This is a genomic window from Shewanella marisflavi (assembly GCF_023283925.1).
Taxonomy (GTDB): Bacteria; Pseudomonadota; Gammaproteobacteria; order Enterobacterales; family Shewanellaceae; genus Shewanella; species Shewanella marisflavi.
On the sequence record NZ_JAKIKX010000001.1, the window covers coordinates 986,451 to 1,009,188 of the forward strand.

Below are 22,738 nucleotides of genomic sequence, written 5' to 3' on the forward strand. Positions count from 1 at the left end.
GTCGCAAAGGCATCGGGACTCAACATGGATAAGCTGTCAAACGCATCGCATTTCTTGGACATAGGGGGCTTGGACTCCCTACGTGCCAAGGCGCAAAAAGATGACAAGGCAGCGCTTAAAGAGGTGGCGCAGCAGTTCGAAGGTATCTTTGTGCAGATGCTGATGAAAAGCATGCGTGACGCCAATGCCGTGTTTGAGTCCGATAGCCCCATGAATAGCCAATACACCAAGTTTTACGAGCAGATGCACGACCAGCAGATGTCGGTCAACCTGTCGGACAAGGGGATGCTGGGCCTTGCTGATCTCATGGTGCAGCAACTTTCGCCGCAGACCAGTCAGCTGACGCCGGCTTCTGTGCTGCGTGGTGGCATGGTGAGTCCGATTGCCAATAGTACTCAACAAGCAGTGCCTCAACCTGAGCCTCAGAGCAAGGCATCGAGTGCCGACAAGCCTCTGCCTCACATATTTGATGAGCTAGTGAGCGGCAAAGTATTGCCGTCGCAGGCACCGACTGTTCTGGCAAATCAGGGCTTTGAGAGCCGCGAGGCGTTTGTGAAGGCGATTTATCCCCATGCCGAGCAGGCTGCGAAAGCGCTGGGTACCAGCCCAGAGGTATTGATTGCCCAGTCGGCACTGGAAACCGGTTGGGGACAGAAAATGGTGCGCCGCGCCGATGGTCAGCCCAGCAATAATCTATTCAATATTAAGGCCGATCGCCGCTGGGATGGCGAACGCGCCGGTGTGAGTACCCTGGAGTTTGAACATGGGGTTGCGGTGAAACAGCGCGCCGACTTTAGGGTGTACCAGGATATTAAACAAAGTTTTGACGATTTCGTCTCATTCATTTCCGAGGGCGCTCGTTATCAAGAGGCGATGGAGCAGGCCGCTAATCCGGCTGCCTTTATCCGTGGCCTGCAAGACGCCGGTTATGCCACAGATCCAGATTACGCCGATAAGGTGATCAAGGTGATGCAGGCCGTAACCAAAGAACTCGGCGCAGCCATGCTTGGCGAGTAATGAGCGGAGAGTGATAGGTGATGAATTCTCAATTAACAACAGGTGAAACAAGGGGTAAAGCATAATGTCGATGGATCTGCTTAATATCGCCCGTACCGGCGTGCTTGCCTCACAGTCACAGCTGGCGGTGACCAGTAACAATATCACTAACGCCAATACGCATGGTTATCATCGTCAGGTGGCAGAGCAATCTAGCCTGGAATCTCAACGTCTGGGCAATAGCTTTTATGGTGCCGGTACCTATATTACCGACGTGAAACGTATCTATAACGAATACGCTGCGCGTGAGCTGCGCATCGGTCAGACGGCGATGAGTCAGGCGCAGACGACACAGACCAAGATGAGCGAGCTTGATCAGCTGTTTTCTCAGATAGGCAAGGCAGTGCCTCAGAGCCTTAACGATCTCTTTGCCGGGCTGAATAGTTTGGCGGATTTACCTGATGACATGGGTATTCGTGGCAGTTTGCTGGGCAATGCCGATCAGATCGCCAAGGCGCTAAACCAGATGCAGTCGCATCTCGATGGTCAGATGAAACAGACCAACGACCAGATCTCGGCGATGACAGATAGGATTAACGAGATCAGCACTGAGCTTGGTCATATCAACCAAGAGTTGATGAAGTCCCAGGGTGCTGATATGCAGTTGCTCGACAAGCAAGATTCCTTGATCCAGGAGCTCAGCGAATACGCTCAGGTTAACGTGATCCCACTCGAATCTGGCGCTAAGAGCATCATGCTGGGCGGCGCTGTGATGCTGGTGTCTGGTGAGGTTTCGATGCAGATGGGCTCAACCACTGGCGATCCTTATCCTGGCGAGTTGCGCATCACCAGCACCGCTGGCAGCCAGACGTTAGTTGTCGACCCTAGCAAGATGGGTGGCAGCCTAGGGGCATTGTTTCAATTTCGTGATGACACTTTAATTCCGTCTCAGCTGGAGATGGGGCAGTTAGCCTTAGGGATCGCCGACAGTTTTAATCAAGCCCAGTCTCAAGGCTTCGATCTTAATGGTGAGGTGGGGAGCGATCTCTTCTTGGATATCAATGATCCCGCCATGTCCGTGGGCCGTGTCGGGGCTTATGAGAACAACACAGGCAATGCAGCACTTAGGGTCAACATTGATGATGTCAGTGCCCTGTCTGGCGGCAGCTATGAGCTGAGCTTTACTGCGCCAGCTACCTATGAACTCAGGGATCAAGAAACCGGCACTGTGACGCCATTGACCTTAAATGGCACTCAGTTGACCGGCGGCGATGGCTTTAGCATTAATATCGATTCTGGTGCCATGGCGTCGGGTGACAGATTTGAGATACGTCCAACATCAGGCGCCGCAGCCGGTATCAAGGTGGTGATGACAGATCCTAAGGGGATTGCCGCTGCCGCACCCAAGATAACAGAAGATGCCAGTAACTCTGGTAATACTCAGGTGAAACTGGTGAGTATCGATAATCGCAATGCGGCTAATTTTCCGTTAACCGGCAGTGAGCTGACCTTTGCGATAGATACTACGGCAAATACCTTTGAAGTGTTTGATGCAGCGGGAAATTCTCTTGGTACGGCAGCCTTTACTCCGCCGTCTATCAGCGCTTATGGCTTCACCTTTGAGGTGGATGCCAGTGCGCCAGCCACAGATAGATTTACCTTCGATCTCAGCTTTGCCGAAGGGGATAACACCAATGTGGTCGCCATGGCTAAGCTTGCGGAAACCAAGCTGATGAACAATGGCGGTTCGACCCTTGCCGATGTCTATGAAGGCACCAAGTTGCAGGTTGGCGGCAAGGCAAAAGCTGCCGAGGTCGCTCTAGGGTCAGCCGAAGCGGTTTACTCCCAAGCTTATACCCGAGTGCAGAGTGAATCAGGGGTCAACCTGGATGAAGAAGCTGCCAACTTGATGCGTTTTCAACAGTCATATCAGGCATCGGCTCGTATTATGACCACGGCCACTGAAATTTTCGACACCTTATTTAGTTCGGTGAGATAGGAGCTTTTATTATGCGGATCTCAACGGCGCAGATGTTTAATCAAAACATTAATAGCGTGCTTAACAAGCAATCGGCAACCAGCAAGATCATCGATCAGATCGCCAGCGGCAAGCGAGTCAATACAGCGGGTGACGATCCTGTGGCGGCGATTGGTATCGATAACCTCAATCAGCAAAATGCCTTGGTCGATCAGTTTATGAAGAATATCGACTATGCCACCAATCGCCTGGCCTTGACCGAGAGCAAGCTAGGCAGTGCCGAGACATTAACGGGATCTGTTCGAGAGCAAATTTTGCGTGCAGTGAATGGCAGCTTGTCAGAGTCGGAGCGGCAAATGATTGCCGATGAGCTCAAGGGGACATTGGAAGAGTTGATTTCGGTGGCTAATACCCAAGATGAATCGGGCAACTATATGTTTGCCGGTTATGAAACCGATAAGCAGCCTTTTGCTTTCGATGCCGCCGGTAATGTGGTGTATAGCGGTGACAGCGGTGTACGCCAGGCCATAGTGGCATCAGGGGTGACCTTAGGAACTAATATCCCCGGTGATCTTGCCTTTATGAATGCACCTGCTGGCCTTGGAGACTTTGGCGCCAATTATTCGGCGGGTCAGGCCGGGGATTTTCGGGTGCTGAGCGCTACCAACAGTAACCCAGCTGCACTCGATACGTATAGCTTTACCATGAATGGTGCCAATCTTGAAATCCGAGATTCGTCCGCGACCCTGGTAACGACTGTTCCTAATTTTGACGCCGCCGATCCCATTAACTTCAACGGTATCGAGGTGAAACTCGACGGTCAGCCAGCCCCAGGGGATAGCTTTAGCATTATGCCGCAAGCTGAGGTCAGTATTTTCGACACCATCAATCAGGCAATTACTCTGCTTGAAGATCCTAACAAGGTGAATACCCCACAAGGTAAAGCTGAGTTGGCACAGATGTTGAATAATATCGACAGTGGTGTCAATCAGTTGAGCATTGCCCGTGGTGAAGCCGGTAATAGCTTAAAGCAGATCGAGCGTTACAGTTCGACCCATGTGGAAGAGAAGTTAGTTAACAGTTCGGCGCTCTCACTGCTTGAAGATTTAGATTATGCCTCGGCGATAACTGAGCTCGAGAAACAACAGTTGGCCTTGAATGCCGTATCGAGCGTGTTTAGCAAAGTCGGGTCGACGACACTATTTGATTATATCTAAACGGGCTCAGGCCCCTGACTAACTTAACTTTGAATTTATTAGCCAAGCTCAACGTCTTGGCAGTGCAACCAAGAAGAGGAAAACACAATGGCTATTAATGTTAATACCAATGTCACATCAATGAAGGCGCAGAAGAACTTAAATACATCTTCTCAAAACCTGGCAACCTCTATGGAGCGTTTGTCTAGCGGTCTTCGCATTAACAGTGCGAAAGATGATGCTGCAGGTCTAGCAATCTCAAACCGTTTGAACTCTCAGGTTCGTGGTCTTGAGGTGGGAATGCGTAACGCTAACGATGCAATCTCTATCGCCCAGATCTCAGAAGGTGCGATGCAAGAGCAGACCAACATGCTGCAGCGTATGCGTGACCTGGCTATTCAATCTGAAAACGGCGCCAACAGCACTGCCGATTTACAAGCGTTGAAAGATGAGATGGATCAGCTGGCAGAAGAGATCACAGCGATCGGTAACAGCACTGCCTTTGGTAATACTAAGTTGTTAACGGGTGAATTTTCTGCGGGTAAGTTGTTCCAAGTAGGTCACCAAGATGGTGAAGATATCACTATCTCTGTAGGCACATTGAATGCCGGCGTACTATCGGTAAATTCGTTAACGGTATTGACGTCAGCCGGTCGAGATGCTGCTATCGGTCAGATTGATGACGCGATCAAGGTTATCGATACTCAACGTGCTAAGTTAGGTGCGGTGCAAAACCGTTTGGCACATAACATTAGTAACAGTGCTAATACTCAGGCCAACGTTGCCGATGCCAAGAGCCGTATTGTGGATGTCGATTTCGCCAAAGAAACCTCGACTATGACAAAGAATCAGGTACTACAACAAACTGGTTCTGCCATGTTGGCACAGGCTAATCAATTACCTCAGGTTGCCTTGTCATTACTGGGATAAGAACTTGCTCTTAGTCGATAAGAACGGTGCAAACTCTGTTGTTGCACCGTTTTTCTATTGTCTATCTAAAAATAAGCTAATGATTTTTATGGTTTATTTAAAATAGTCTATTTTTTATAAAAAATTTTCTAAAGATCGAAAACCCTCTGCCGCTAAATATACTGTAACCCAGTAAGACCGGCCTGGCTTAAGTAGACAGGCTTAGTTTTAAGCCAGGTATAAAGAGGAATCGATTATGGCTATTACAGTAAACACCAACGTAACATCTCTAAAAGCACAGAAAAACCTAAACGCTTCAGGTAGCAACTTAGCGACTTCTATGGAACGTCTGTCTAGTGGTCTTCGCATTAACAGTGCAAAAGATGACGCCGCTGGTCTTGCGATTTCTAACCGTTTGAACTCTCAGGTCCGTGGTCTGGAAGTGGGTATGCGTAACGCTAACGATGCTATCTCTATCGCTCAGATCTCTGAAGGTGCGATGCAGGAGCAGACTAACATGCTGCAACGTATGCGTGACCTGACTATCCAGTCTGAAAACGGCGCCAACAGCACTGCAGACTTGCAAGCTCTGAAGGCTGAGATGGATGAGTTAGCCCTAGAGATCACCGAAATTGGTGATAACACAGCTTTTGGTAACACTAAGCTGCTAAATGGAGACTTTGCTGCTGGTAAAACATTCCAGGTGGGTCACCAAGATGGTGAAGATATCACAGTTTCAGTGGCTAAATCTGACGCGACATCACTTGGTGTTAATGCATTGAATAACTCAACTGCTGCAAATCGTGGTTCGGCGCTTGCAGCTATCGATGCGGCAATTACCTCAATCGATACACAGCGTGCAAAACTTGGTGCGATTCAGAACCGTCTGTCTCACAATATTAGCAACAGCGCTAACACTCAGGCTAACGTGGCTGACGCTAAGAGCCGTATCGTAGATGTGGATTTCGCGAAAGAAACCTCTACTATGACTAAGAACCAAGTACTTCAACAAACTGGTTCAGCTATGTTAGCTCAGGCTAACCAGCTACCTCAGGTCGCCCTATCACTACTCTAATAGAGTAATGGGATAGACTGAGTTTGATGAAGACAAGGGAGGTTCGGTGACGGATCTCCCTTTCGTGATTTTAAGGATAAATTAACGAAGTAGAGGTATAGGTCATGGATATTAATACTGTTAATTCATCCAATGCTACAGCTGCTAAAATTGATATAGGCATGACGCCTGTTAAAGCAAATGCTGCAGAGGATGTTGAGCTGAGTAAACGTGCTGCGATAAAGGCGGTTGAGCAGAGTAACCAAGCTGAAGCAGAGCAGGCGAAAGAGCAAGAACAGTCGCCTGAAGAGATGCAGAAGTTAGTCGACGAATTATCGAATATGATGGCGGTAATGCGTAAAGGCTTAGCTTTTAAAATTGATGAAGATTCTGGCACAAATATTGTTAGCGTAATGGACATTGATTCGGGTGATATTATTCGTCAAATTCCAAACGAAGAAGCGCTGAAATTGGCGCAGAAACTTTCTGAAGTCACTGGATTATTAATGAAAACTGAAGCCTAGGTTTCAGCTGGCGTTTTAGTAGAGGTTATTATGGCATTAACGGCAACAGGCATAGGTTCAGGGCTTGATATCAACACGATTGTGGGGGTGCTGGTTGATGCTGAAAAGGTGCCTAAAGAAGCGATCTTTAATAAAACAGAAGACACCATAGATGCGAAAGTCTCCGCTATGGGCTCGCTTAAGAGTGCGCTTTCTACTTTCCAAGATGCGCTTGAAAAGCTTAAAGATGGTGAAAGCTTAAACCAACGTCAGGTGTCTACAGGTGATAGCAGTTTCTTTACTGCTACTGCCGATAAGAATGCCCAGACGGGTAGCTATAATATAGTGGTTGAACAACTCGCTCAGCGTCACAAAGTTGCAGGGGCCTTCACGGCCGATGCCAGCGCCGCAGTGGGTGAGGGCAGTTTAGGTTTCACCGTTAATGGTCAAAATTTCTCGGTCGATGTAGCCGCTGGCGATTCTCTGTCAGCCATTGCCGATAAGATTAATAACGCCGATGATAACGTCGGGGTTACTGCAACTATAGTGACTACCGATGGCGGTAGTCGTTTGGTGATCAGTTCCGATACCGAAGGGCCGGACAACAATATCAGTGTCACCGCCACGGATACCACAGGTACCGGCCTTAGCGATATGTTCGGCGCAGGAAATCTGAGCGAAGTTCAAGCCGCAAAAGAGTCTATCGTCTATATCGACGGTCAGAAGTTACAATCTCAAACCAATGAAATCAAAAATGCGATTGCAGGTGTCACCCTAAATTTGACCGATGCCGATCTGAATAAGACCTCTGTGCTTAAGATTGAGTTAGATGAGGATGCAGTAAAAGAGAACGTTCAGGGATTTGTTGACGCCTATAACAGCCTGATGAGCACCATAGACAAGGTGTCATCCTATGATGCGGATAAAGAAAAGGCCTCAGCACTGCAGGGTGACTCTATGATTCGCTCTATAGAATCTCAGATGCGTAATATGATCTCTACGCGCGTCGATCTTGGTGGCGGTCAGTCGGTTGCCCTTTACGATATCGGAATCGAAGCAGATCGCTACGGTAAACTATCAGTCAATAGCACCAAGTTAGATAAAGCTATCAGTGAAGATATGAGCAGTATCGAAGGCCTGTTTGCTACTGATACCACAGGCTTAGCAAATAGATTAGATACTTTAGTCGAAGGGTATGTAAAAAGCGGCGGACTGATCGACTCCCGTAATAATGCCTACACTGCGGATAAGAAACGCTTAGATGCACAGCGGGAAGCTTTTTCTCTGAAAATGGAACAGTTAGAAGCTCGTTTGTTTAAGCAATTTAATGCGATGGATTTAGTTGTCGGCAAGTTAAACCAGCAGTCGATAGGTATAGTTAATGGACTTAACTCCTTACCGGGAGTGGTTTCTCAAAAAGGCTAATGGCCAATTGGATGTAAAGGAAAGGTATTGGAATCCTTAGATAAACTAAATCAAGAAATTAACCAGGTAATGCATCAACTGCAGCAGATGCCTGCTGAACAGGATGATGCAGATGAGTTGGTATCAAAATTGCTTGATTTAGTTGGAAAGCGTCAACTTTTGCTTGATGAGGTGCTTGCCTCGCCCAGTGAGGAAGACAGAGCATTGTTACAGTCTCAACTGGAACTGACCACAAGTTTTACAACGCAGGCAGTTAGCCTGCTGAAACATCGTCAGGAACTGCTGCATTTGGGACGTAAAAGTCAGCGCCAACTTAATGTTTATAAGTCTATAGATTCAGATAGGTAGGTTATTATGAGAAGTTCACTGCAGTCGTATCGAAAAGTGTCATTGGAGAGCGAAATCTCAGTCGCTTCACCGCACCGAATTATTCAGATGATGTTTGAAGGGGCTTTACAGCGCCTCGCACAAAGCCGTTATGCCATTGAAAATAATGATATCGAAAATAAGGGAATCTACATAGGCAAAGCGATTGGCATTATTACCGGATTGAACAACAGCCTGAATATGGAAGCGGGTGGTGAGATAGCCAATAACCTTAGTGACCTCTATGACTTTATGCTGCGCAAGATATCTGAGGCCAATTTAAACAATGATGTACAGGCCATTGACGATGTCAGTGAGATCATTCGTACCATCAAAGAAGGTTGGGATGCGATTCCTCAAAATGAGCATCATTTGGCATCGCACACAGAAGCAATTTAGCCTTAGTTACTACCTTTCTGAACAATAACTTTTTGGCAGGCGTCAATTGATTGGCGCCTGTTGCTTGATACGTTGAGAATTTGCTCTAAAATCAGATGAGTTTGTCAGAAAATGAATCTGATACTTGCTAATATGCTGCTGATAATACACTATTCCGTGTGATAGTCGTTTTTTGCAAAATTGAATTAAAACGATTATCTCGCTTTCGAAGCAACTAACACTAATAATTAATGCGAATAACACTGAGTGCTTTACGGCCTTCTTAAATGATGCATACAGATCAACGAATTCTACTTGTCGGTAATCAGTCAGAGCGAATTAATCGCTTATCTTGTGTTTTTGAGTTTCTTGGTGAGCAAGTCGAATTGCTTCCTGTCGATAAACTCGAATCTCGAATGTCGAATACCCGCTATAGAGCGCTTGTCATTGCACAAGAGGCTCAGTCTAAGACCTTGTTGCAATCTATTGCTACTTCCATGCCTTGGCAGCCGATTTTATTGCTGGGTGCTAACGGTGATGTCTCAGCAAGTAATATTTTAGGTTGTATCGAAGAGCCGCTGAACTATCCCCAGCTGACAGAGTTATTGCATTTTTGTCAGGTGTTTGTGCACACCAAGCGTCCCGATGTGCCAACCAGTGGTAATCAGACCAAGTTATTTCGTAGCTTAGTGGGCCGCAGTGAAGGTATTGCTCAGGTTCGCCATCTGATTAATCAGGTCGCGGGTTCAGATGCCACAGTATTAGTTTTAGGCCAGTCTGGTACGGGAAAAGAGGTCGTTGCCCGTAATATTCATTATATTTCTGATCGCCGCGATGGCCCATTTATTCCAGTGAACTGTGGCGCTATACCGCCAGAGCTGCTGGAGAGTGAGCTATTTGGTCATGAGAAGGGCTCGTTTACTGGCGCTATCAGCGCCCGTAAGGGGCGTTTTGAACTTGCCGAAGGTGGCACTCTATTTCTCGATGAGATAGGCGATATGCCGCTGCAGATGCAGGTTAAGCTGCTCAGGGTTTTGCAAGAGCGCGTGTTTGAAAGGGTTGGTGGCAGTAAGCCCATACATACCAATGTGCGTGTTATCGCCGCGACCCACAGAGAGCTAGAGACCATGATCGCCAATGGCGAGTTTAGAGAAGATCTCTTCTATCGCCTCAATGTCTTCCCTGTAGAGATGCCGGCTCTGTGTGAGCGCAAAGACGATATTCCATTACTGTTGCAAGAGTTAGTCAGCCGCGTCTACAACGAAGGTCGTGGCAAGGTGCGTTTTACCCAGCGGGCTATTGAGTCTCTTAAAGAACATAGCTGGTCGGGTAATGTGCGTGAGCTGTCTAACTTGGTTGAGCGTCTTACCATCCTTTATCCTGGTGGCTTGGTCGATGTGAACGATCTGCCGTTGAAATACCGCCATATTGATGTGCCGGAATATCAGGTGCAGGTCAGCGAAGAGGAGCTGGAGCGCGATGCGTTGGCGTCTATCTTTAGTGATGAGGTAGCGGTCGATATTCCAGAGAGCCGTTTCCCTAGCGAGTTGCCGCCGGAAGGCGTTAACCTTAAAGATCTGCTGGCAGAGCTTGAGATAGACATGATTCGCCAGGCATTGGATCAACAAGACAACGTCGTTGCCCGCGCTGCTGAAATGCTTGGTATCCGCCGCACCACGCTGGTTGAGAAGATGCGTAAGTACGGCATGAGTAAAGATTAATTCCAGCTCGCCACAATGCAACAAACAAAGGCCCATTTCAGGGCCTTTGTCGTTTCTTAACTATAATTCTTTGTTAATTATGATTTTTTAATTGGCATATTATCTGCATTCACTCGGTTAGCAGCAATTTATTGACGGAGTGGTTATGGCCGCAAATCCCAAGGTGGCATATTCAGCACAGGCGCAGGCAACACGGGGACCTTCTATGGTCGCCGGTGTCGTTGCCAATGATGCTATGTCCAGTCGCATGGAGCATATCTTACAGGCCATGCCTTCAGGCGTAGTGATCATCAATGGGGATGGTGTAGTTACCGATGCCAATCCTGTCGCCGTGCAACTGTTGGGACAGCCCTTAACTGGAATTCGCTGGTTGCAGATCATCAATCGCGCCTTTTCTCCACAGGATGATGATGGCCACGAGGTATCATTGAAAAATGGTCGCCGAGTTAAACTGGCTATCACCCCACTAACGCCAGAACCCGGTCAGCTTATTGTTTTGACAGACTTGACCGAAACCCGCTTGCTACAAAAAAATCTCTCCCATCTGCAGCGACTCTCAGCTCTTGGCAAAATGGTGGCCAGTTTAGCTCATCAAGTTCGCACGCCTTTATCGGCGGCGCTGTTATATGCGGCTAATCTCGGAAGTCCTAGTTTGGCACAACCGGCCAGAGAACGTTTCCAAGGTAAGCTGATTGATAGGCTCAACGAGTTGTCACAGCAGGTAGATGATATGTTGCTGATGGCCAAGGGGCGTCAGCAGGAGTTGAGCGAGGTCTGTGATATGCAGCAAGTCATGGGCCCTGTGATGGCAAACTGCGAGCCCATTGCCGAGCGAAAATCTTGTCAGTTGCATTTAAATCTTGCATCCACTCAGTTATTTAAAGCTAATCCTGCCGCGCTTAGCTCAGCGATTAATAATTTGGTGATCAATGCCATAGAAGCCGGCGCCAGTCAGGTATGGCTAAATGCCGTCGATGATGGGCAGGCGATAGCCTTTGAAGTCGTCGATAACGGAAAAGGGTTAGACACTGCAATGCAGGAGAAGGTGCTTGAGCCTTTCTTCACGACCAAGGCGCAAGGTACAGGTCTTGGCTTGGCGGTTGTGCAAACTGTGGTTGCTAACCACCAAGGGCGCCTGCAGCTCAATTGTATTGCGGGGAAGGGATGCCGCGCCTCATTTAATTTGCCAGCGGTCCAAGCCGAGTCGACCCCGGAGGTGAGCCATGGCTGAAGCCAAGATACTACTCGTTGAAGATGATGCTTCGCTGCGCGAAGCATTAGTGGATACTCTGTTACTTGCTCAATATGAATGTGTCGATGTCGAGTCGGCCGAAGCGGCGATAATCGCGCTCAAGGGGCACGATTTCGATATGGTGATCAGTGATGTGCAGATGGAAGGCATAGGTGGCCTGGGTTTAGTGGCTTACCTACAGCAGCACTGCTCACAGATCCCCATCTTGCTCATGACAGCCTATGCGACCATAGACAGCGCCGTCAGCGCAATTAAATTAGGGGCGGTGGATTATCTCGCCAAACCCTTTGCTCCTGAGGTGCTGCTTAATCAGGTCTCTCGTTACCTCAAGCCTAAACTCATTGAGGATCAACCCGTGGTCGCCGATGAGCGCAGCCTAGCGCTACTCTCGTTGGCGCAGAAAGTGGCCCAGTCCGACGCTTCTGTGATGATCATGGGACCAAGTGGATCGGGTAAAGAGGTACTTGCACGCTACATACATCAGCACAGTCAAAGGGCTGAGCAGCCGTTTGTGGCGATAAACTGCGCCGCGATCCCTGAGAATATGTTAGAAGCTACGCTATTTGGCTATGAGAAAGGAGCCTTTACCGGGGCTTATCAGGCGTGTCCGGGTAAATTTGAACAGGCTCAGGGCGGCACCTTGCTTCTCGATGAGATCTCAGAGATGGATCTGGGGTTGCAAGCCAAATTACTGCGGGTGTTGCAAGAGCGTGAAGTTGAGCGCCTCGGTGGGCGTAAGACCATTAAGCTTGATGTGCGCGTTTTAGCAACGTCGAACCGAGATCTCAAGTCGATGGCCACTAAAGGAGATTTTAGGGAAGATCTCTATTATCGCATCAATGTGTTCCCTTTGACTTGGCCAGCCTTGCATCAACGTCCGGCCGATATTTTACCTTTAGCGCGGCACTTAGTGTTGCGTCATGCTAAAACGGCGGGCTTGGCTCAGGCACCAACCTTGGACGATCAGGCGTGTCGGCGTTTGTTAGGACATAGGTGGCCTGGCAACGTACGTGAACTGGATAACGTGGTACAGCGCGCGCTGATTTTACAGTCAGGTGATGCCATTGGTGCCAAGGATATCATTATCGATACACAGGATGTGATGCTGGAACCACTGAGTGACAGTGAGCATAAGCAAACGGAGCCCGATGGTCTCGGAGATGAGCTTAAGGCCCAAGAGCATGTGATCATTCTTGAAACTCTTAACCAGTGTAATGGCAGTCGTAAGCAGGTGGCTGAAAAGTTGGGGATCAGTGCCCGGACGTTAAGGTATAAGATGGCGCGAATGCGTGATATGGGGATTCAGATCCCCGCATGAAGTCGATAAAAGCGTAAAAAGAGAAAAGCGAAATGCTCACCTAGTGCCTGCATTTCGCTTTTCTTGTTGCCCATCATTTTCTCTATTTCTCTCCTTATTGTCTGTTTCATTCTCGCCTATGCCCTTGTTTAAAGGTGCTGGCGTCACGCTATTTCCATTTTTGGCAAACATATTGCATTGGACTGAATAAGAATAGATTTCGTCAAATTCACGACGATAGCGGAGGCCAATATGCAGATAGGTGCCAATTCATTACTGCAAGAGATGCAGTCACTCACAGGCGAGATTAAGCCTGGTGCGATCACGCCCAATATCACTCAACAAGTGGCTAATACCAGTGGCAGTGACTTCGGTAACTTGCTGTCGCAGGCTGTCGGAAACGTTAATGCCCTGCAGGCAGCCTCTTCCTCGTTACAGACACGTCTCGACATGGGGGACACTCGTGTGACCTTGTCTGATACCGTTATCGCTCGCGAAAAGTCCAGCGTTGCCTTTGAAGCGACCGTTCAGGTGCGTAATAAGTTGGTCGAAGCCTATAAAGAGATCATGAGTATGCCTGTCTAGGCATGGCTGGTGACTATCACCCTAAGATGATTCAAAACAGCAGGTATTTATCGTGAGTACAGATATGGTAGTCGGAACAGGCGCTGGCACAGCACAGGATATGTTGGCTGGCGGCGTACAAGAAGAGCATAAGCCAAGCGGCGGCATGTTTGGCGGTGTCGATATGCTTAGGCAGATCACCATGATCCTGGCGCTGGCTATCTGTTTAGCATTGGCGGTTTTCGTCATGCTGTGGGCACAGGAGCCTGAATACCGTCCTCTGGGCAAGATGGATACCCAAGAGATGGTGCAGGTGCTTGATGTGCTGGACAAGAACAAAGTCAATTACCAAATTGACGTCGATGTGCTTAAGGTGCCTGAAGATCAGTATCAAGACGTCAAGATGATGCTCAGCCGCGCAGGCATCGACAACTCGCCTGGTCGTGATGATTTTCTTACTAAAGACAGTGGTTTTGGCGTTAGCCAGCGGATGGAAGCGGCGAGACTGAAGAACAGTCAGGAGCAAAATCTGGCGCGCACTATCGAAGAGCTTAAGAGTGTCAGCCGCGCCAAGGTGATCCTGGCGATTCCTAAAGAAAATGTTTTTGCCCGTAATCGTTCTAAGCCAAGCGCAACTGTGGTCGTCAATGCCCGTCGCGGTGGACTAGGTCAAGAAGAGGTTGACTCGATTGTTGATATCGTCGCTTCAGCCGTTCATGGTTTGGAGCCGACCCGTGTGACAGTGACTGATTCTAACGGTCGCTTGCTAAACTCGGGAAGTCAGACGGCAGTATCCGCCCGAGCGCGCCGCGAACTTGAGCTAGTACAGCAAAAGGAAGCCGAGTATCGCAACAAGGTTGAATCGATTTTGATGCCTATTTTGGGACCAGAAAACTTTACCGCTCAGGTGGATGTCAATATGGACTTCACTGCCGTCGAGCAGACCGCCAAGCGTTATAACCCTGACCTTCCTGCAGTACGCAGTGAAATGACGGTGGAGAATAACTCAACCGGCGCCAGCACTGGCGGTATTGCCGGAGCGCTGAGCAATCAGCCGCCAATGGAAGCCAATATTCCTCAGCAAGCCACTGGAAGCTCTCAGGAAAAAATCCTGCCAGGATCCAGTCATAAAGAGGCAACTCGTAACTATGAGTTAGACACCACTATTAGCCATACCCGTCAGCAGATAGGTGTGGTTAGACGTGTGAGCGTTTCGGTGGCGGTCGACTTCAAGACTGGGCCTGCTGGAGAAGATGGTCAGGTGACGCGCGTTGCCCGTACCGAGCAGGAGCTGAGCAATATTCGTCGCTTGCTTGAAGGCGCTGTGGGCTTCAATACCCAGCGCGGTGATATGATTGAGGTTGTGACAGTGCCCTTTATGGATCAGCTGGTCGAAGAAGCGCCTGCGCTTGCTATCTACGAAGAGCCTTGGTTCTGGCGAGCGATCAAATTGGTGATGGGCGGCTTAATCATTCTGGCGCTTATCCTCTTCGTCGTGAGGCCAATGCTGAAGCGTCTCATCTACCCAGATGGACAGAAGATGCCTGACGCACCAACACTGGGTGATGAATTGGCCGAGATTGAAGATCAATACGCCGCCGATACGCTGGGTATGCTCAATCGTCCCGATGCGGAATACAGCTATGCCGACGATGGCTCGATTTTGATACCGGATCTGCATAAAGACGATGATATGATAAAGGCGATACGTGCATTGGTAGCTAACGAGCCTGAGCTCTCTACCCAAGTCGTCAAGGGATGGTTACAAGAAAATGAGTAATGATAAAGAGATCGACACAGCCAGTGGTGAGTTCAATACCAAAGATCTTACTGGCATCGAGAAGACTGCCATCCTACTACTTAGCCTGAGTGAGGCCGATGCAGCCTCGATTCTAAAACACCTCGAGCCTAAACAGGTTCAGAAGGTGGGCATGGCAATGGCCGCCATGAAAGACTTTGGGCAAAGTAAGGTGATCGGTGTGCACAAGCTGTTTCTGGAGGAGGTACAAAAATACTCCTCTATCGGCTTTAACAGTGAAGAGTTTGTGCGTAATGCCCTTACTGCGGCCCTGGGTGAAGACAAGGCCGGCAACCTGATCGAACAGATCATCATGGGCGGTGGCGCCAAGGGGCTAGAGTCGCTCAAATGGATGGACGCCCGTCAGGTGGCGACTATCATTCAAAACGAACACCCACAAATTCAGACCATAGTGCTCTCATATCTGGAGCCGGATCAGGCCGCCGAGATTTTTGCTCAGGCGCCAGAGAATACCCGTCTCGATTTGATGATGCGTATCGCCAACCTTGAAGAGGTGCAACCGGCAGCGCTGCAAGAGCTTAATGACATCATGGAGAAACAGTTTGCCGGTCAAGGCGGCGCACAGGCGGCTAAGATGGGCGGCTTGAAGGCGGCGGCCAATATCATGAACTATCTCGACACAGGTGTTGAGAGTCAGTTGATGGAGACGTTGCGCGAAAGCGACGAAGAGATGGCGCAGCAGATCCAAGATCTTATGTTCGTATTTGAAAACCTTGCAGATGTTGACGATATGGGTATTCAAACCTTGCTGCGTGAAGTGCAGCAGGATGTCTTGATGAAAGCGCTTAAAGGCGCCGACGACCAACTTAAAGAGAAGATACTGGGTAACATGTCAAAACGTGCCGCCGAGCTGCTTAAAGATGACCTTGAGGCCATGGGGCCAATACGGATCAGCGAAGTGGAAGTGGCTCAGAAAGAGATCTTATCGATTGCACGTCGTTTGAGTGATGCCGGTGAGATCATCCTCGGTGGTAGCGGCGGAGATGAGTTCCTCTAATGAGTAATGCCGACGATAAGAAAACCCCGCATGCTAGTGGCTCATCCCAGGCCGATTTTAGCCATTGGCAGTTGCCCGATGTCACTCCTGTTATCGAAGAGCCCAAAGAGAATATGTTTGGGCGTTTCGATGCACAAAAAGAGAAGAAACCGCTCGATGAGCCTGTGATGCCGCCAACCCTGGAGGAGATAGAGTCGATTCGCGCCGAGGCCGAAGCTGAAGGCTTTGCCCAGGGGAAAGAGGCCGGTTTTGCCCAAGGGCTCGAAGAGGGACGACTGCTAGGGTTAGAGCAGGGGCATCAAGAAGGTTATCGCCAGGGAGAAGAGCAGGGTTTAGCTTCGGGATTGGCGCAGGCGGAGCAAAATGTTGCCCAGTTTGAAGCCATAATGCAGCAATTATCGGCGCCCTTGTCCTTGCTGGATACCGAAATAGAACAAGCCCTGGTGCAGCTCAGTATGACCTTAGCCAAGGCGGTGATAGGTCACGAACTACACACACATCCCGAGCATATTCTCGCCGCCCTGCGTCAAGGGGTTGATGCCTTGCCACTTAAAGAGCAAGGGGCGCATCTGCGTTTGCACCCTGAGGATATCGCCATCGTCGAGCGACTCTACGAGAGTACGCAATTAACCAAGAATCACTGGGAACTAGAGTCCGATCCAACTCTTAGCCGCGGTGAGTGCATCGTCAGCAATAGCCGCAGCAGGATAGATATGGGGCTGGAGCATCGCATCAAAGCCGTATTCGAAGGTTTAGTGCAGAGTGAGCAGCGTCTCGAGCAGCAAAGATTACAACAGATAGCCGCGATGGAGAAAATGCCAGAGGCGGACTCAGCAGAGTCTGGGTCGCAGCCTTCAGTCACTGAGCCAAGCGATAGCGAGTCGGCAGACGATACTGCTTCAAGCGATGCACCACAAGAGACCAGTCAAGATGAAGACCCGCCAAAGCCGACTGCTTGATAAGCTAAGGCAGCACACCCATAGCGTTGTCCCATTTATGCCAGAGGCCAGTGGTCAACTGGTGCGCGTTGTCGGTCTCACCCTTGAGGCGACGGGTTGCAAGGCACCGGTGGGGAGTCTGTGTAGCATAGCCACCATGGCAGGAGATCTTGTTGCCGAGGTGATAGGCTTTGACGATAAATTGCTGTATCTCATGCCCATCGAAGAGCTAAATGGCGTGATGCCAGGGGCCAAGGTCACCCCGCTTGGTGAGCAGGCAGGAATTAATGTCGGTATGGGGCTGCTTGGCCGCGTGCTTGACGGCAATGGCGCCCCAATCGATGGTTTGGGGCAATTGCACACAGATCAGAAAGCGACTCGTCGTGCTCCTATGTTAAACCCTCTGGCTCGCCGCGCCATTAGCGAGCCGTTGGACGTTGGGGTAAGGGCTATTAACGCCATGTTAACCGTGGGTAAGGGGCAGCGTATGGGCCTGTTTGCCGGTTCAGGCGTGGGTAAGAGTGTGCTTCTGGGGATGATGACTCGCGGCACCACCGCCGATGTGATTGTGGTGGGGCTGGTTGGTGAGCGTGGCCGCGAAGTGAAAGAATTTATCGAAGAGATCCTGGGGGAAGAGGGCCGCGCCCGCAGCGTGGTGGTGGCGGCGCCAGCCGATACATCGCCCTTGATGAGGCTAAGGGCTTGTGAAACCTCGACCCGTATCGCCGAGTATTTTCGTGACCTTGGCTATAACGTGTTGCTTCTGATGGACAGCCTGACCCGCTATGCTCAGGCGCAGCGAGAGATCGCGTTGGCCGTTGGTGAGCCGCCAGCAACCAAAGGTTATCCGCCTTCGGTGTTTGCCAAATTGCCTAAGCTGGTGGAGCGTGCCGGTAACGGCGGCGCGGGCCAAGGTTCAATTACCGCTTTTTATACCGTATTAACCGAAGGCGACGATCTGCAAGATCCCATCGCCGATGCAGCGAGGGCGATCCTCGACGGCCATATCGTACTGTCGCGTACGTTGGCCGATTCGGGTCATTACCCGGCGATCGATGTCGAAGCGTCTATTAGCCGTGTGGCACCCATGGTGATCAGCGAGGCGCATCTGGAAGCGACACGACGAGTAAAGCAGATGTACTCTCTGTATCAACAGAACCGGGATCTTATCTCCATCGGCGCCTACACTCAGGGCAGCGACCCGCGTATCGATAACGCGATTCGGTTGCAGCCGGCCATGAATGCCTTCCTACGGCAAACCATGAAAGAGGCGATCAGTTTCGATTCCAGTGCCTTGATGTTGGGGCAGTTAAGTGCCCAGTGTCAGGTTTAGCGCTAAGTTGACCGGAGAGATTAACGCTTATGGCAAAACATGATCCCCTGGAGACTGTGCTTAAGTTGGCGCTTGAGGCCGAAGAACAGGCGGCAATTCAGCTTAGAACGGCACAATTGACGCTCAATAAATGTCGTCAGCAGCTTGATGCCTTGCAGCAATATCGTCTCGATTATATGAAGCAGATGGAAGGTCAGCAGGGGCAAGTGATTGCCGCTAGTAGTTATCATCAATTTCATCAATTTATTCGCCAGATCGATGATGCTATCGAAAAGCAGTTATTTGCCGTGTCAGAGACAGACAAGCAGCGGCTGAAAGCACAGCAGTTTTGGCAGACTAAGCAGCAAAAGCGAAAGGCGGTGGAACTCCTGCTCAGTCACAAGGCGGAAGCGAAACAAAAGTTTGAGGCTAAACAGGAACAGAAGATGATTGACGAATTTGCCTCGCAGCAGTTTTTCCGCCAGTCCAGTCGTTAACCCCATTGGCTTTCGCCTGGCGCAACTCCTAGCGCTAGTCTCCTATCTAATCCCTTATTTCCTGCTTGCTGAGCTTAACTTGGCATTTTTATTGCTTTGTAATTAATAATGAGTTTATCGCGACAGCGAATAATTGACGCTTAGGTGTAGCCGCATAATGTTGGCTCCCGCGACGAGTGTTGGAGGAAGCATGCCACAGATGACCCAAATACTCCTCTCTAAAGCCGAGTCAGGCAGAGACAAAGGTGGAGTAAAGCCTAACCCGTCAGATGTTAGTTTGGTAGGTGAGTCAAAGTCAGAAAATAACGATTTTTCAGAGGCTTTGGCGAAAGCCAGTACAAAAGAGATTGAGCATAGTCAGGCCAAAAAGGGAGCGGATACCCAGGTTGAGCTGAGCCAAGGTGCGGACAATAGCGCCAAGGGTTCGAGTTCCGACCAAGTACAGTCTCAGGACAAGGCCAATGAAAGTGGTGATGTCGCCAATGTGTTGGCGCAGATTGACCTTGCCTCTAAGCTCGGCGTTGATGCTGAAACGGGCTCTGAGATTGCCGCTGGCGGCGCCATTTTGCCGCCGGATGAGAGTGAAGCTGATATGGCTGGCGACGATGAGCTGATGCCCAGCATAGTAAAGGGGCAGGCAGATAAATTTGAGATGAGAGATGGCGAACTGGAAGAGGGGGAGCTGAAAGAGATAGTGGCGCTCGTCCCTCCCATTGTTACACCACCCGAGATCTTACCTGTGATCACACCAAATGGCCAAGGCTTAGGAAGTGAGGCCGGATTAGGCAGCGAGGCCATAGTCGCCCAGTTGCCCGAGGCATCACTCGATCAGATCATGGCGCAAAGCGGATTGACCAAGGAGGAGTTAATCGCCTTGCCGCCGCAGATGCTACAAGCCATTATTCATGGTATTGAAGGTCTTGGTTCACAGGCCGCTAATGGCCAAAGCGCTGCTAGCCAGAATGATAATGCACTGACAAGCGCTCAGCAGGATATTAAAGCTCTGATTGCTCAAGCAAAACAGTATTTGGCAGCCAATAGTGTGCAATCTGGTACTGTTTCCATCGCGCCGAGTTCGCAACATGGTGACTTAGCAGGGCAGGATAAAACCTTTGCTGCAGGTCTTGCCGCCGGTAAAGAGGCGCAATCTATATTGGCTGATGCAAAGCCAGAGATTAAACCAAGCGCAGAGCAGAGTCGTCAGACTGAGTTTATCGCGGCGACTTCAATGCAAACTCGCGGCGTTAAGGCCGCAGTCGATGCGCTAAAGGATGCCAATCTCGCGGTGAGTATGACGCCTAAAGCGGGTGAGGGCTCTGATATCTCTGGTTTGGATAAATCAGGGCTCATTTCTGCTCAGTCGTTAACAGGGCTCAGGGCCGAGAGTGCGCCTCAGTACCAGCTATCCATCAAACCCCAGGGTGAGCCTGCCGCCCAGATGCAGGAGATGATTCAAAAGTTCTCTCCTGTGATGCGGCAGCAGTTGGTGGCTATGGTGAGTCAAGGGGTGCAACAGGCAGAGATCAGGCTCGATCCTCCAGAGCTTGGGCATATGATGGTGCGAGTGCAGGTACAGGGTGAGCATACTCAGGTGCAATTTCATGTGACCCAGACCCAGACTCGGGATCTGGTCGAACAGGCTATTCCCCGTTTACGCGAGATGCTTGCCGAGCAAGGGATGCAACTGACCGATAGTAATGTCTCCCAAGGTGGCCAAGAGCAAGGTGATGGTTCAGAGCAGGGGGAAGCTTCAGGCCAAGGTTTATCTGATATGGATGAAATTTCGGCAGAAGAAAGCCTGCTAGCGTCGAATAACGCAACAAGTTACCGTTCGGGTATAGATTATTACGCATAAGCAGGTAACCTATAGGCAGAGATGATTGCTCAATCGTTTGATATGCGCTAAAAAATCATGACGATGCAGCGTGTTATAGGGATAAGAGATGGCTGAAGAAGAATCGTTAGAACTTGAAGAAAATGTAGAGCCCAAGAGCAAGAAAAAGCTCATTATCTTCGCCGCGATCGGTGCAGTGTTGGTGATCTTATTGGCTGTTGGTGCCTGGTTTATGTTTTCGGGTAGTGAGCCCAGTGAAGAGGTGGGCGCCGAAGGCGAGCAAACCGAGCAGAGTGAGCCGGTCAATAACCGCGAAGCCTTCTATGTGGGGATGCCCAGACCATTTTTGTTTAATCTGCCGGGGCAGAATCGCTCGCGTTTGGTGGAGATCAAGGTGCAGCTCATGGTACGTGGTTCGGACGACGATGTTTTGATTAAGAAACATATTCCGCTGATTGAAGATGCGCTGCTGACTACCTTTAGTAGTGCCGACGTGCAGAAACTCAGTTCCCTGGCGGGTAAAGATGAGCTGCGTCAACTGGCTTTGCTGAATGTACAAAATACCTTGCAGCCAGTGACCGGGCGTAAAGTGGTTGAAAAGGTGCTCTTTACCGGTTTTGTAATGCAATAAGCCGGCGCCATCGAGGGTAATAAGTATGATAGGACGATATTGTGAGTGATCTATTAAGCCAAGACGAAATTGATGCGCTGCTTCATGGTGTCGACGATGTCGAAGAGGAAGAGCTAAGCGATTCCGCTTTAGATGCCCGCTCTTACGACTTTTCGTCACAAGATCGTATTGTCCGTGGGCGCATGCCGACCCTGGAGATCGTCAACGAACGCTTCGCGCGGCATCTGAGGATCAGCATGTTTAACATGATGCGTCGTGCTGCCGAGGTGTCGATTAACGGCGTGCAGATGCTCAAGTTTGGCGAATATGTGCATACGCTGTTTGTGCCGACCAGCCTAAACATGGTGCGTTTTAGTCCCTTAAAAGGCACGGCACTTATCACCATGGAAGCCCGTTTGGTGTTTATCTTGGTGGATAACTTTTTCGGCGGCGATGGCCGTTTTCATGCCAAGATTGAAGGACGCGAGTTTACCCCGACTGAGCGACGTATCGTTCAGCTGCTGCTGAAGATTATCTTCGAAGATTATAAAGAAGCCTGGGCGCCAGTGATGGACGTGGAGTTTGATTACCTAGACTCTGAGGTCAACCCCGCCATGGCTAACATAGTGAGTCCGACAGAGGTGGTGGTAGTAAGTTCGTTCCACATTGAGGTCGATGGTGGTGGCGGCGATTTTCATATCACCATGCCGTACTCCATGATAGAGCCAATCCGTGAACTGCTCGATGCCGGGGTACAAAGCGATACCCAAGACACCGACATGCGTTGGTCCCAGGCCCTTAAAGATGAGATCATGGATGTCGAGGTGGGGCTTGACGCCACCATAGTCGAGAAACAGATCTCGCTAAAAGAGGTGATGAACTTTAAGGCGGGTGACATTATTCCGGTGGAGATGCCCGAATATATCGTGCTGCGGGTAGAGGATTTGCCGACCTACCGCTGTAAGCTTGGCCGTTCACGAGAGAATTTGGCACTCAATATCCGTGAGAAAATTCCAAGACCTGAGACGGTAAAGACAGAATTACAACTGGTGACTAAGAAGAGTAAGTCTCGGGATCTCAACAATATTTAAC

Annotated in this window: 21 protein-coding genes; all 21 read left to right on the top strand. The window is 49.8% G+C overall.

Going from position 1 to position 22,738, the window contains the following annotated elements; translation table 11 throughout:
- Positions 1-24 precede the first annotated feature (24 nt).
- The 21 genes from flgJ to fliM all read left to right on the top strand — a co-directional run bounded on the left by flgJ (position 25) and on the right by fliM (position 22,737).
- Complete coding sequence (gene flgJ, locus L2712_RS04260; RefSeq protein WP_248976972.1) at positions 25-1,017, top strand: flagellar assembly peptidoglycan hydrolase FlgJ; 993 nt, start codon at positions 25-27, stop codon at positions 1,015-1,017.
- 64 nt (positions 1,018-1,081) lie between these two features.
- Positions 1,082-2,995: a flagellar hook-associated protein FlgK gene (gene flgK / locus L2712_RS04265; RefSeq protein ID WP_248976973.1), complete on the top strand. Its 1,914-nt coding sequence runs from the start codon at positions 1,082-1,084 to the stop codon at positions 2,993-2,995.
- A gap of 11 nt (positions 2,996-3,006) precedes the next feature.
- A complete protein-coding gene (gene flgL, locus L2712_RS04270) occupies positions 3,007-4,191 on the top strand; it encodes a flagellar hook-associated protein FlgL (RefSeq protein WP_248976974.1) in 1,185 nt (394 codons plus the stop codon).
- A gap of 87 nt (positions 4,192-4,278) precedes the next feature.
- Positions 4,279-5,100 carry a flagellin N-terminal helical domain-containing protein gene (locus tag L2712_RS04275; RefSeq protein WP_248976975.1) on the top strand — a complete coding sequence of 274 codons (822 nt, stop codon included), beginning with the start codon at positions 4,279-4,281 and terminating at the stop codon, positions 5,098-5,100.
- Positions 5,101-5,335: 235 nt separating this feature from the next.
- Positions 5,336-6,154, top strand: a complete 819-nt coding sequence (locus L2712_RS04280) for a flagellin N-terminal helical domain-containing protein (protein WP_248976976.1) — start codon at positions 5,336-5,338, stop codon at positions 6,152-6,154.
- Between the two features lie 104 nt (positions 6,155-6,258).
- A complete protein-coding gene (locus L2712_RS04285; protein WP_248976977.1) occupies positions 6,259-6,657 on the top strand; it encodes a flagellar protein FlaG in 399 nt (132 codons plus the stop codon).
- A 30-nt stretch (positions 6,658-6,687) separates the two neighbouring features.
- Positions 6,688-8,061, top strand: a complete 1,374-nt coding sequence (fliD, locus tag L2712_RS04290; RefSeq protein ID WP_248976978.1) for a flagellar filament capping protein FliD — start codon at positions 6,688-6,690, stop codon at positions 8,059-8,061.
- Between the two features lie 27 nt (positions 8,062-8,088).
- Positions 8,089-8,409 (top strand): hypothetical protein, encoded by a 321-nt coding sequence (locus L2712_RS04295; RefSeq protein ID WP_248976979.1) that lies wholly within the window; start codon positions 8,089-8,091, stop codon positions 8,407-8,409.
- A gap of 6 nt (positions 8,410-8,415) precedes the next feature.
- Entirely contained in the window at positions 8,416-8,826 is a 411-nt protein-coding gene (fliS, locus tag L2712_RS04300) for a flagellar export chaperone FliS (protein WP_248976980.1), read from the top strand.
- Positions 8,827-9,092: 266 nt separating this feature from the next.
- Positions 9,093-10,526 carry a sigma-54 dependent transcriptional regulator gene (locus tag L2712_RS04305; RefSeq protein ID WP_033540695.1) on the top strand — a complete coding sequence of 478 codons (1,434 nt, stop codon included), beginning with the start codon at positions 9,093-9,095 and terminating at the stop codon, positions 10,524-10,526.
- A 205-nt stretch (positions 10,527-10,731) separates the two neighbouring features.
- Complete coding sequence (locus L2712_RS04310) at positions 10,732-11,757, top strand: sensor histidine kinase (RefSeq protein ID WP_248977069.1); 1,026 nt, start codon at positions 10,732-10,734, stop codon at positions 11,755-11,757.
- The gene (locus L2712_RS04315; protein ID WP_248976981.1) at positions 11,750-13,096 is read left to right on the top strand and encodes a sigma-54-dependent transcriptional regulator; all 1,347 of its coding nucleotides are present in this window, start codon (positions 11,750-11,752) and stop codon (positions 13,094-13,096) included. The genes L2712_RS04310 and L2712_RS04315 overlap by 8 nt, the downstream gene beginning before the upstream one ends.
- A gap of 231 nt (positions 13,097-13,327) precedes the next feature.
- Positions 13,328-13,660: a flagellar hook-basal body complex protein FliE gene (gene fliE / locus L2712_RS04320; RefSeq protein ID WP_088905040.1), complete on the top strand. Its 333-nt coding sequence runs from the start codon at positions 13,328-13,330 to the stop codon at positions 13,658-13,660.
- A gap of 64 nt (positions 13,661-13,724) precedes the next feature.
- A complete protein-coding gene (gene fliF, locus L2712_RS04325) occupies positions 13,725-15,419 on the top strand; it encodes a flagellar basal-body MS-ring/collar protein FliF (RefSeq protein WP_033540691.1) in 1,695 nt (564 codons plus the stop codon).
- Positions 15,412-16,455, top strand: a complete 1,044-nt coding sequence (gene fliG / locus L2712_RS04330) for a flagellar motor switch protein FliG (RefSeq protein ID WP_033540690.1) — start codon at positions 15,412-15,414, stop codon at positions 16,453-16,455. The genes fliF and fliG overlap by 8 nt, the downstream gene beginning before the upstream one ends.
- On the top strand, positions 16,455-17,414 hold the full coding sequence (fliH, locus tag L2712_RS04335; RefSeq protein WP_248976982.1) for a flagellar assembly protein FliH: 960 nt from the start codon (positions 16,455-16,457) through the stop codon (positions 17,412-17,414). The genes fliG and fliH overlap by 1 nt, the downstream gene beginning before the upstream one ends.
- The gene (gene fliI / locus L2712_RS04340; RefSeq protein ID WP_088905037.1) at positions 17,386-18,726 is read left to right on the top strand and encodes a flagellar protein export ATPase FliI; all 1,341 of its coding nucleotides are present in this window, start codon (positions 17,386-17,388) and stop codon (positions 18,724-18,726) included. Before fliH ends, fliI begins: the two co-directional genes overlap by 29 nt.
- A 29-nt stretch (positions 18,727-18,755) precedes the next feature.
- Positions 18,756-19,202, top strand: coding sequence for a flagellar export protein FliJ (gene fliJ, locus L2712_RS04345; RefSeq protein WP_248976983.1), 447 nt, complete (start codon positions 18,756-18,758; stop codon positions 19,200-19,202).
- 190 nt (positions 19,203-19,392) lie between these two features.
- A complete protein-coding gene (locus L2712_RS04350; RefSeq protein ID WP_248976984.1) occupies positions 19,393-21,057 on the top strand; it encodes a flagellar hook-length control protein FliK in 1,665 nt (554 codons plus the stop codon).
- An 88-nt stretch (positions 21,058-21,145) separates the two neighbouring features.
- The gene (gene fliL / locus L2712_RS04355; RefSeq protein ID WP_033540686.1) at positions 21,146-21,667 is read left to right on the top strand and encodes a flagellar basal body-associated protein FliL; all 522 of its coding nucleotides are present in this window, start codon (positions 21,146-21,148) and stop codon (positions 21,665-21,667) included.
- 41 nt (positions 21,668-21,708) lie between these two features.
- Entirely contained in the window at positions 21,709-22,737 is a 1,029-nt protein-coding gene (fliM, locus tag L2712_RS04360; RefSeq protein ID WP_033540685.1) for a flagellar motor switch protein FliM, read from the top strand.
- Position 22,738 lies beyond the last annotated feature (1 nt).

What these genes read in the sequence shown, in the direction of transcription:
- L2712_RS04310 (WP_248977069.1), top strand. Translation starts at nt 10,732, where the DNA reads ATGGTCGCCGGTGTCGTTGCCAATGATGCTATGTCCAGTCGCATGGAG.
- flgL (WP_248976974.1), top strand. Translation starts at nt 3,007, where the DNA reads ATGCGGATCTCAACGGCGCAGATGTTTAATCAAAACATTAATAGCGTG.
- L2712_RS04285 (WP_248976977.1), top strand. Translation starts at nt 6,259, where the DNA reads ATGGATATTAATACTGTTAATTCATCCAATGCTACAGCTGCTAAAATT.
- fliJ (WP_248976983.1), top strand. Translation starts at nt 18,756, where the DNA reads ATGGCAAAACATGATCCCCTGGAGACTGTGCTTAAGTTGGCGCTTGAG.
- L2712_RS04315 (WP_248976981.1), top strand. Translation starts at nt 11,750, where the DNA reads ATGGCTGAAGCCAAGATACTACTCGTTGAAGATGATGCTTCGCTGCGC.
- flgK (WP_248976973.1), top strand. Translation starts at nt 1,082, where the DNA reads ATGTCGATGGATCTGCTTAATATCGCCCGTACCGGCGTGCTTGCCTCA.
- fliF (WP_033540691.1), top strand. Translation starts at nt 13,725, where the DNA reads ATGGTAGTCGGAACAGGCGCTGGCACAGCACAGGATATGTTGGCTGGC.
- flgJ (WP_248976972.1), top strand. Translation starts at nt 25, where the DNA reads ATGGATAAGCTGTCAAACGCATCGCATTTCTTGGACATAGGGGGCTTG.
- L2712_RS04305 (WP_033540695.1), top strand. Translation starts at nt 9,093, where the DNA reads ATGATGCATACAGATCAACGAATTCTACTTGTCGGTAATCAGTCAGAG.
- L2712_RS04280 (WP_248976976.1), top strand. Translation starts at nt 5,336, where the DNA reads ATGGCTATTACAGTAAACACCAACGTAACATCTCTAAAAGCACAGAAA.
- fliS (WP_248976980.1), top strand. Translation starts at nt 8,416, where the DNA reads ATGAGAAGTTCACTGCAGTCGTATCGAAAAGTGTCATTGGAGAGCGAA.
- L2712_RS04350 (WP_248976984.1), top strand. Translation starts at nt 19,393, where the DNA reads ATGCCACAGATGACCCAAATACTCCTCTCTAAAGCCGAGTCAGGCAGA.
- fliL (WP_033540686.1), top strand. Translation starts at nt 21,146, where the DNA reads ATGGCTGAAGAAGAATCGTTAGAACTTGAAGAAAATGTAGAGCCCAAG.
- L2712_RS04275 (WP_248976975.1), top strand. Translation starts at nt 4,279, where the DNA reads ATGGCTATTAATGTTAATACCAATGTCACATCAATGAAGGCGCAGAAG.
- fliG (WP_033540690.1), top strand. Translation starts at nt 15,412, where the DNA reads ATGAGTAATGATAAAGAGATCGACACAGCCAGTGGTGAGTTCAATACC.
- fliI (WP_088905037.1), top strand. Translation starts at nt 17,386, where the DNA reads ATGAAGACCCGCCAAAGCCGACTGCTTGATAAGCTAAGGCAGCACACC.
- fliD (WP_248976978.1), top strand. Translation starts at nt 6,688, where the DNA reads ATGGCATTAACGGCAACAGGCATAGGTTCAGGGCTTGATATCAACACG.
- fliH (WP_248976982.1), top strand. Translation starts at nt 16,455, where the DNA reads ATGAGTAATGCCGACGATAAGAAAACCCCGCATGCTAGTGGCTCATCC.
- fliE (WP_088905040.1), top strand. Translation starts at nt 13,328, where the DNA reads ATGCAGATAGGTGCCAATTCATTACTGCAAGAGATGCAGTCACTCACA.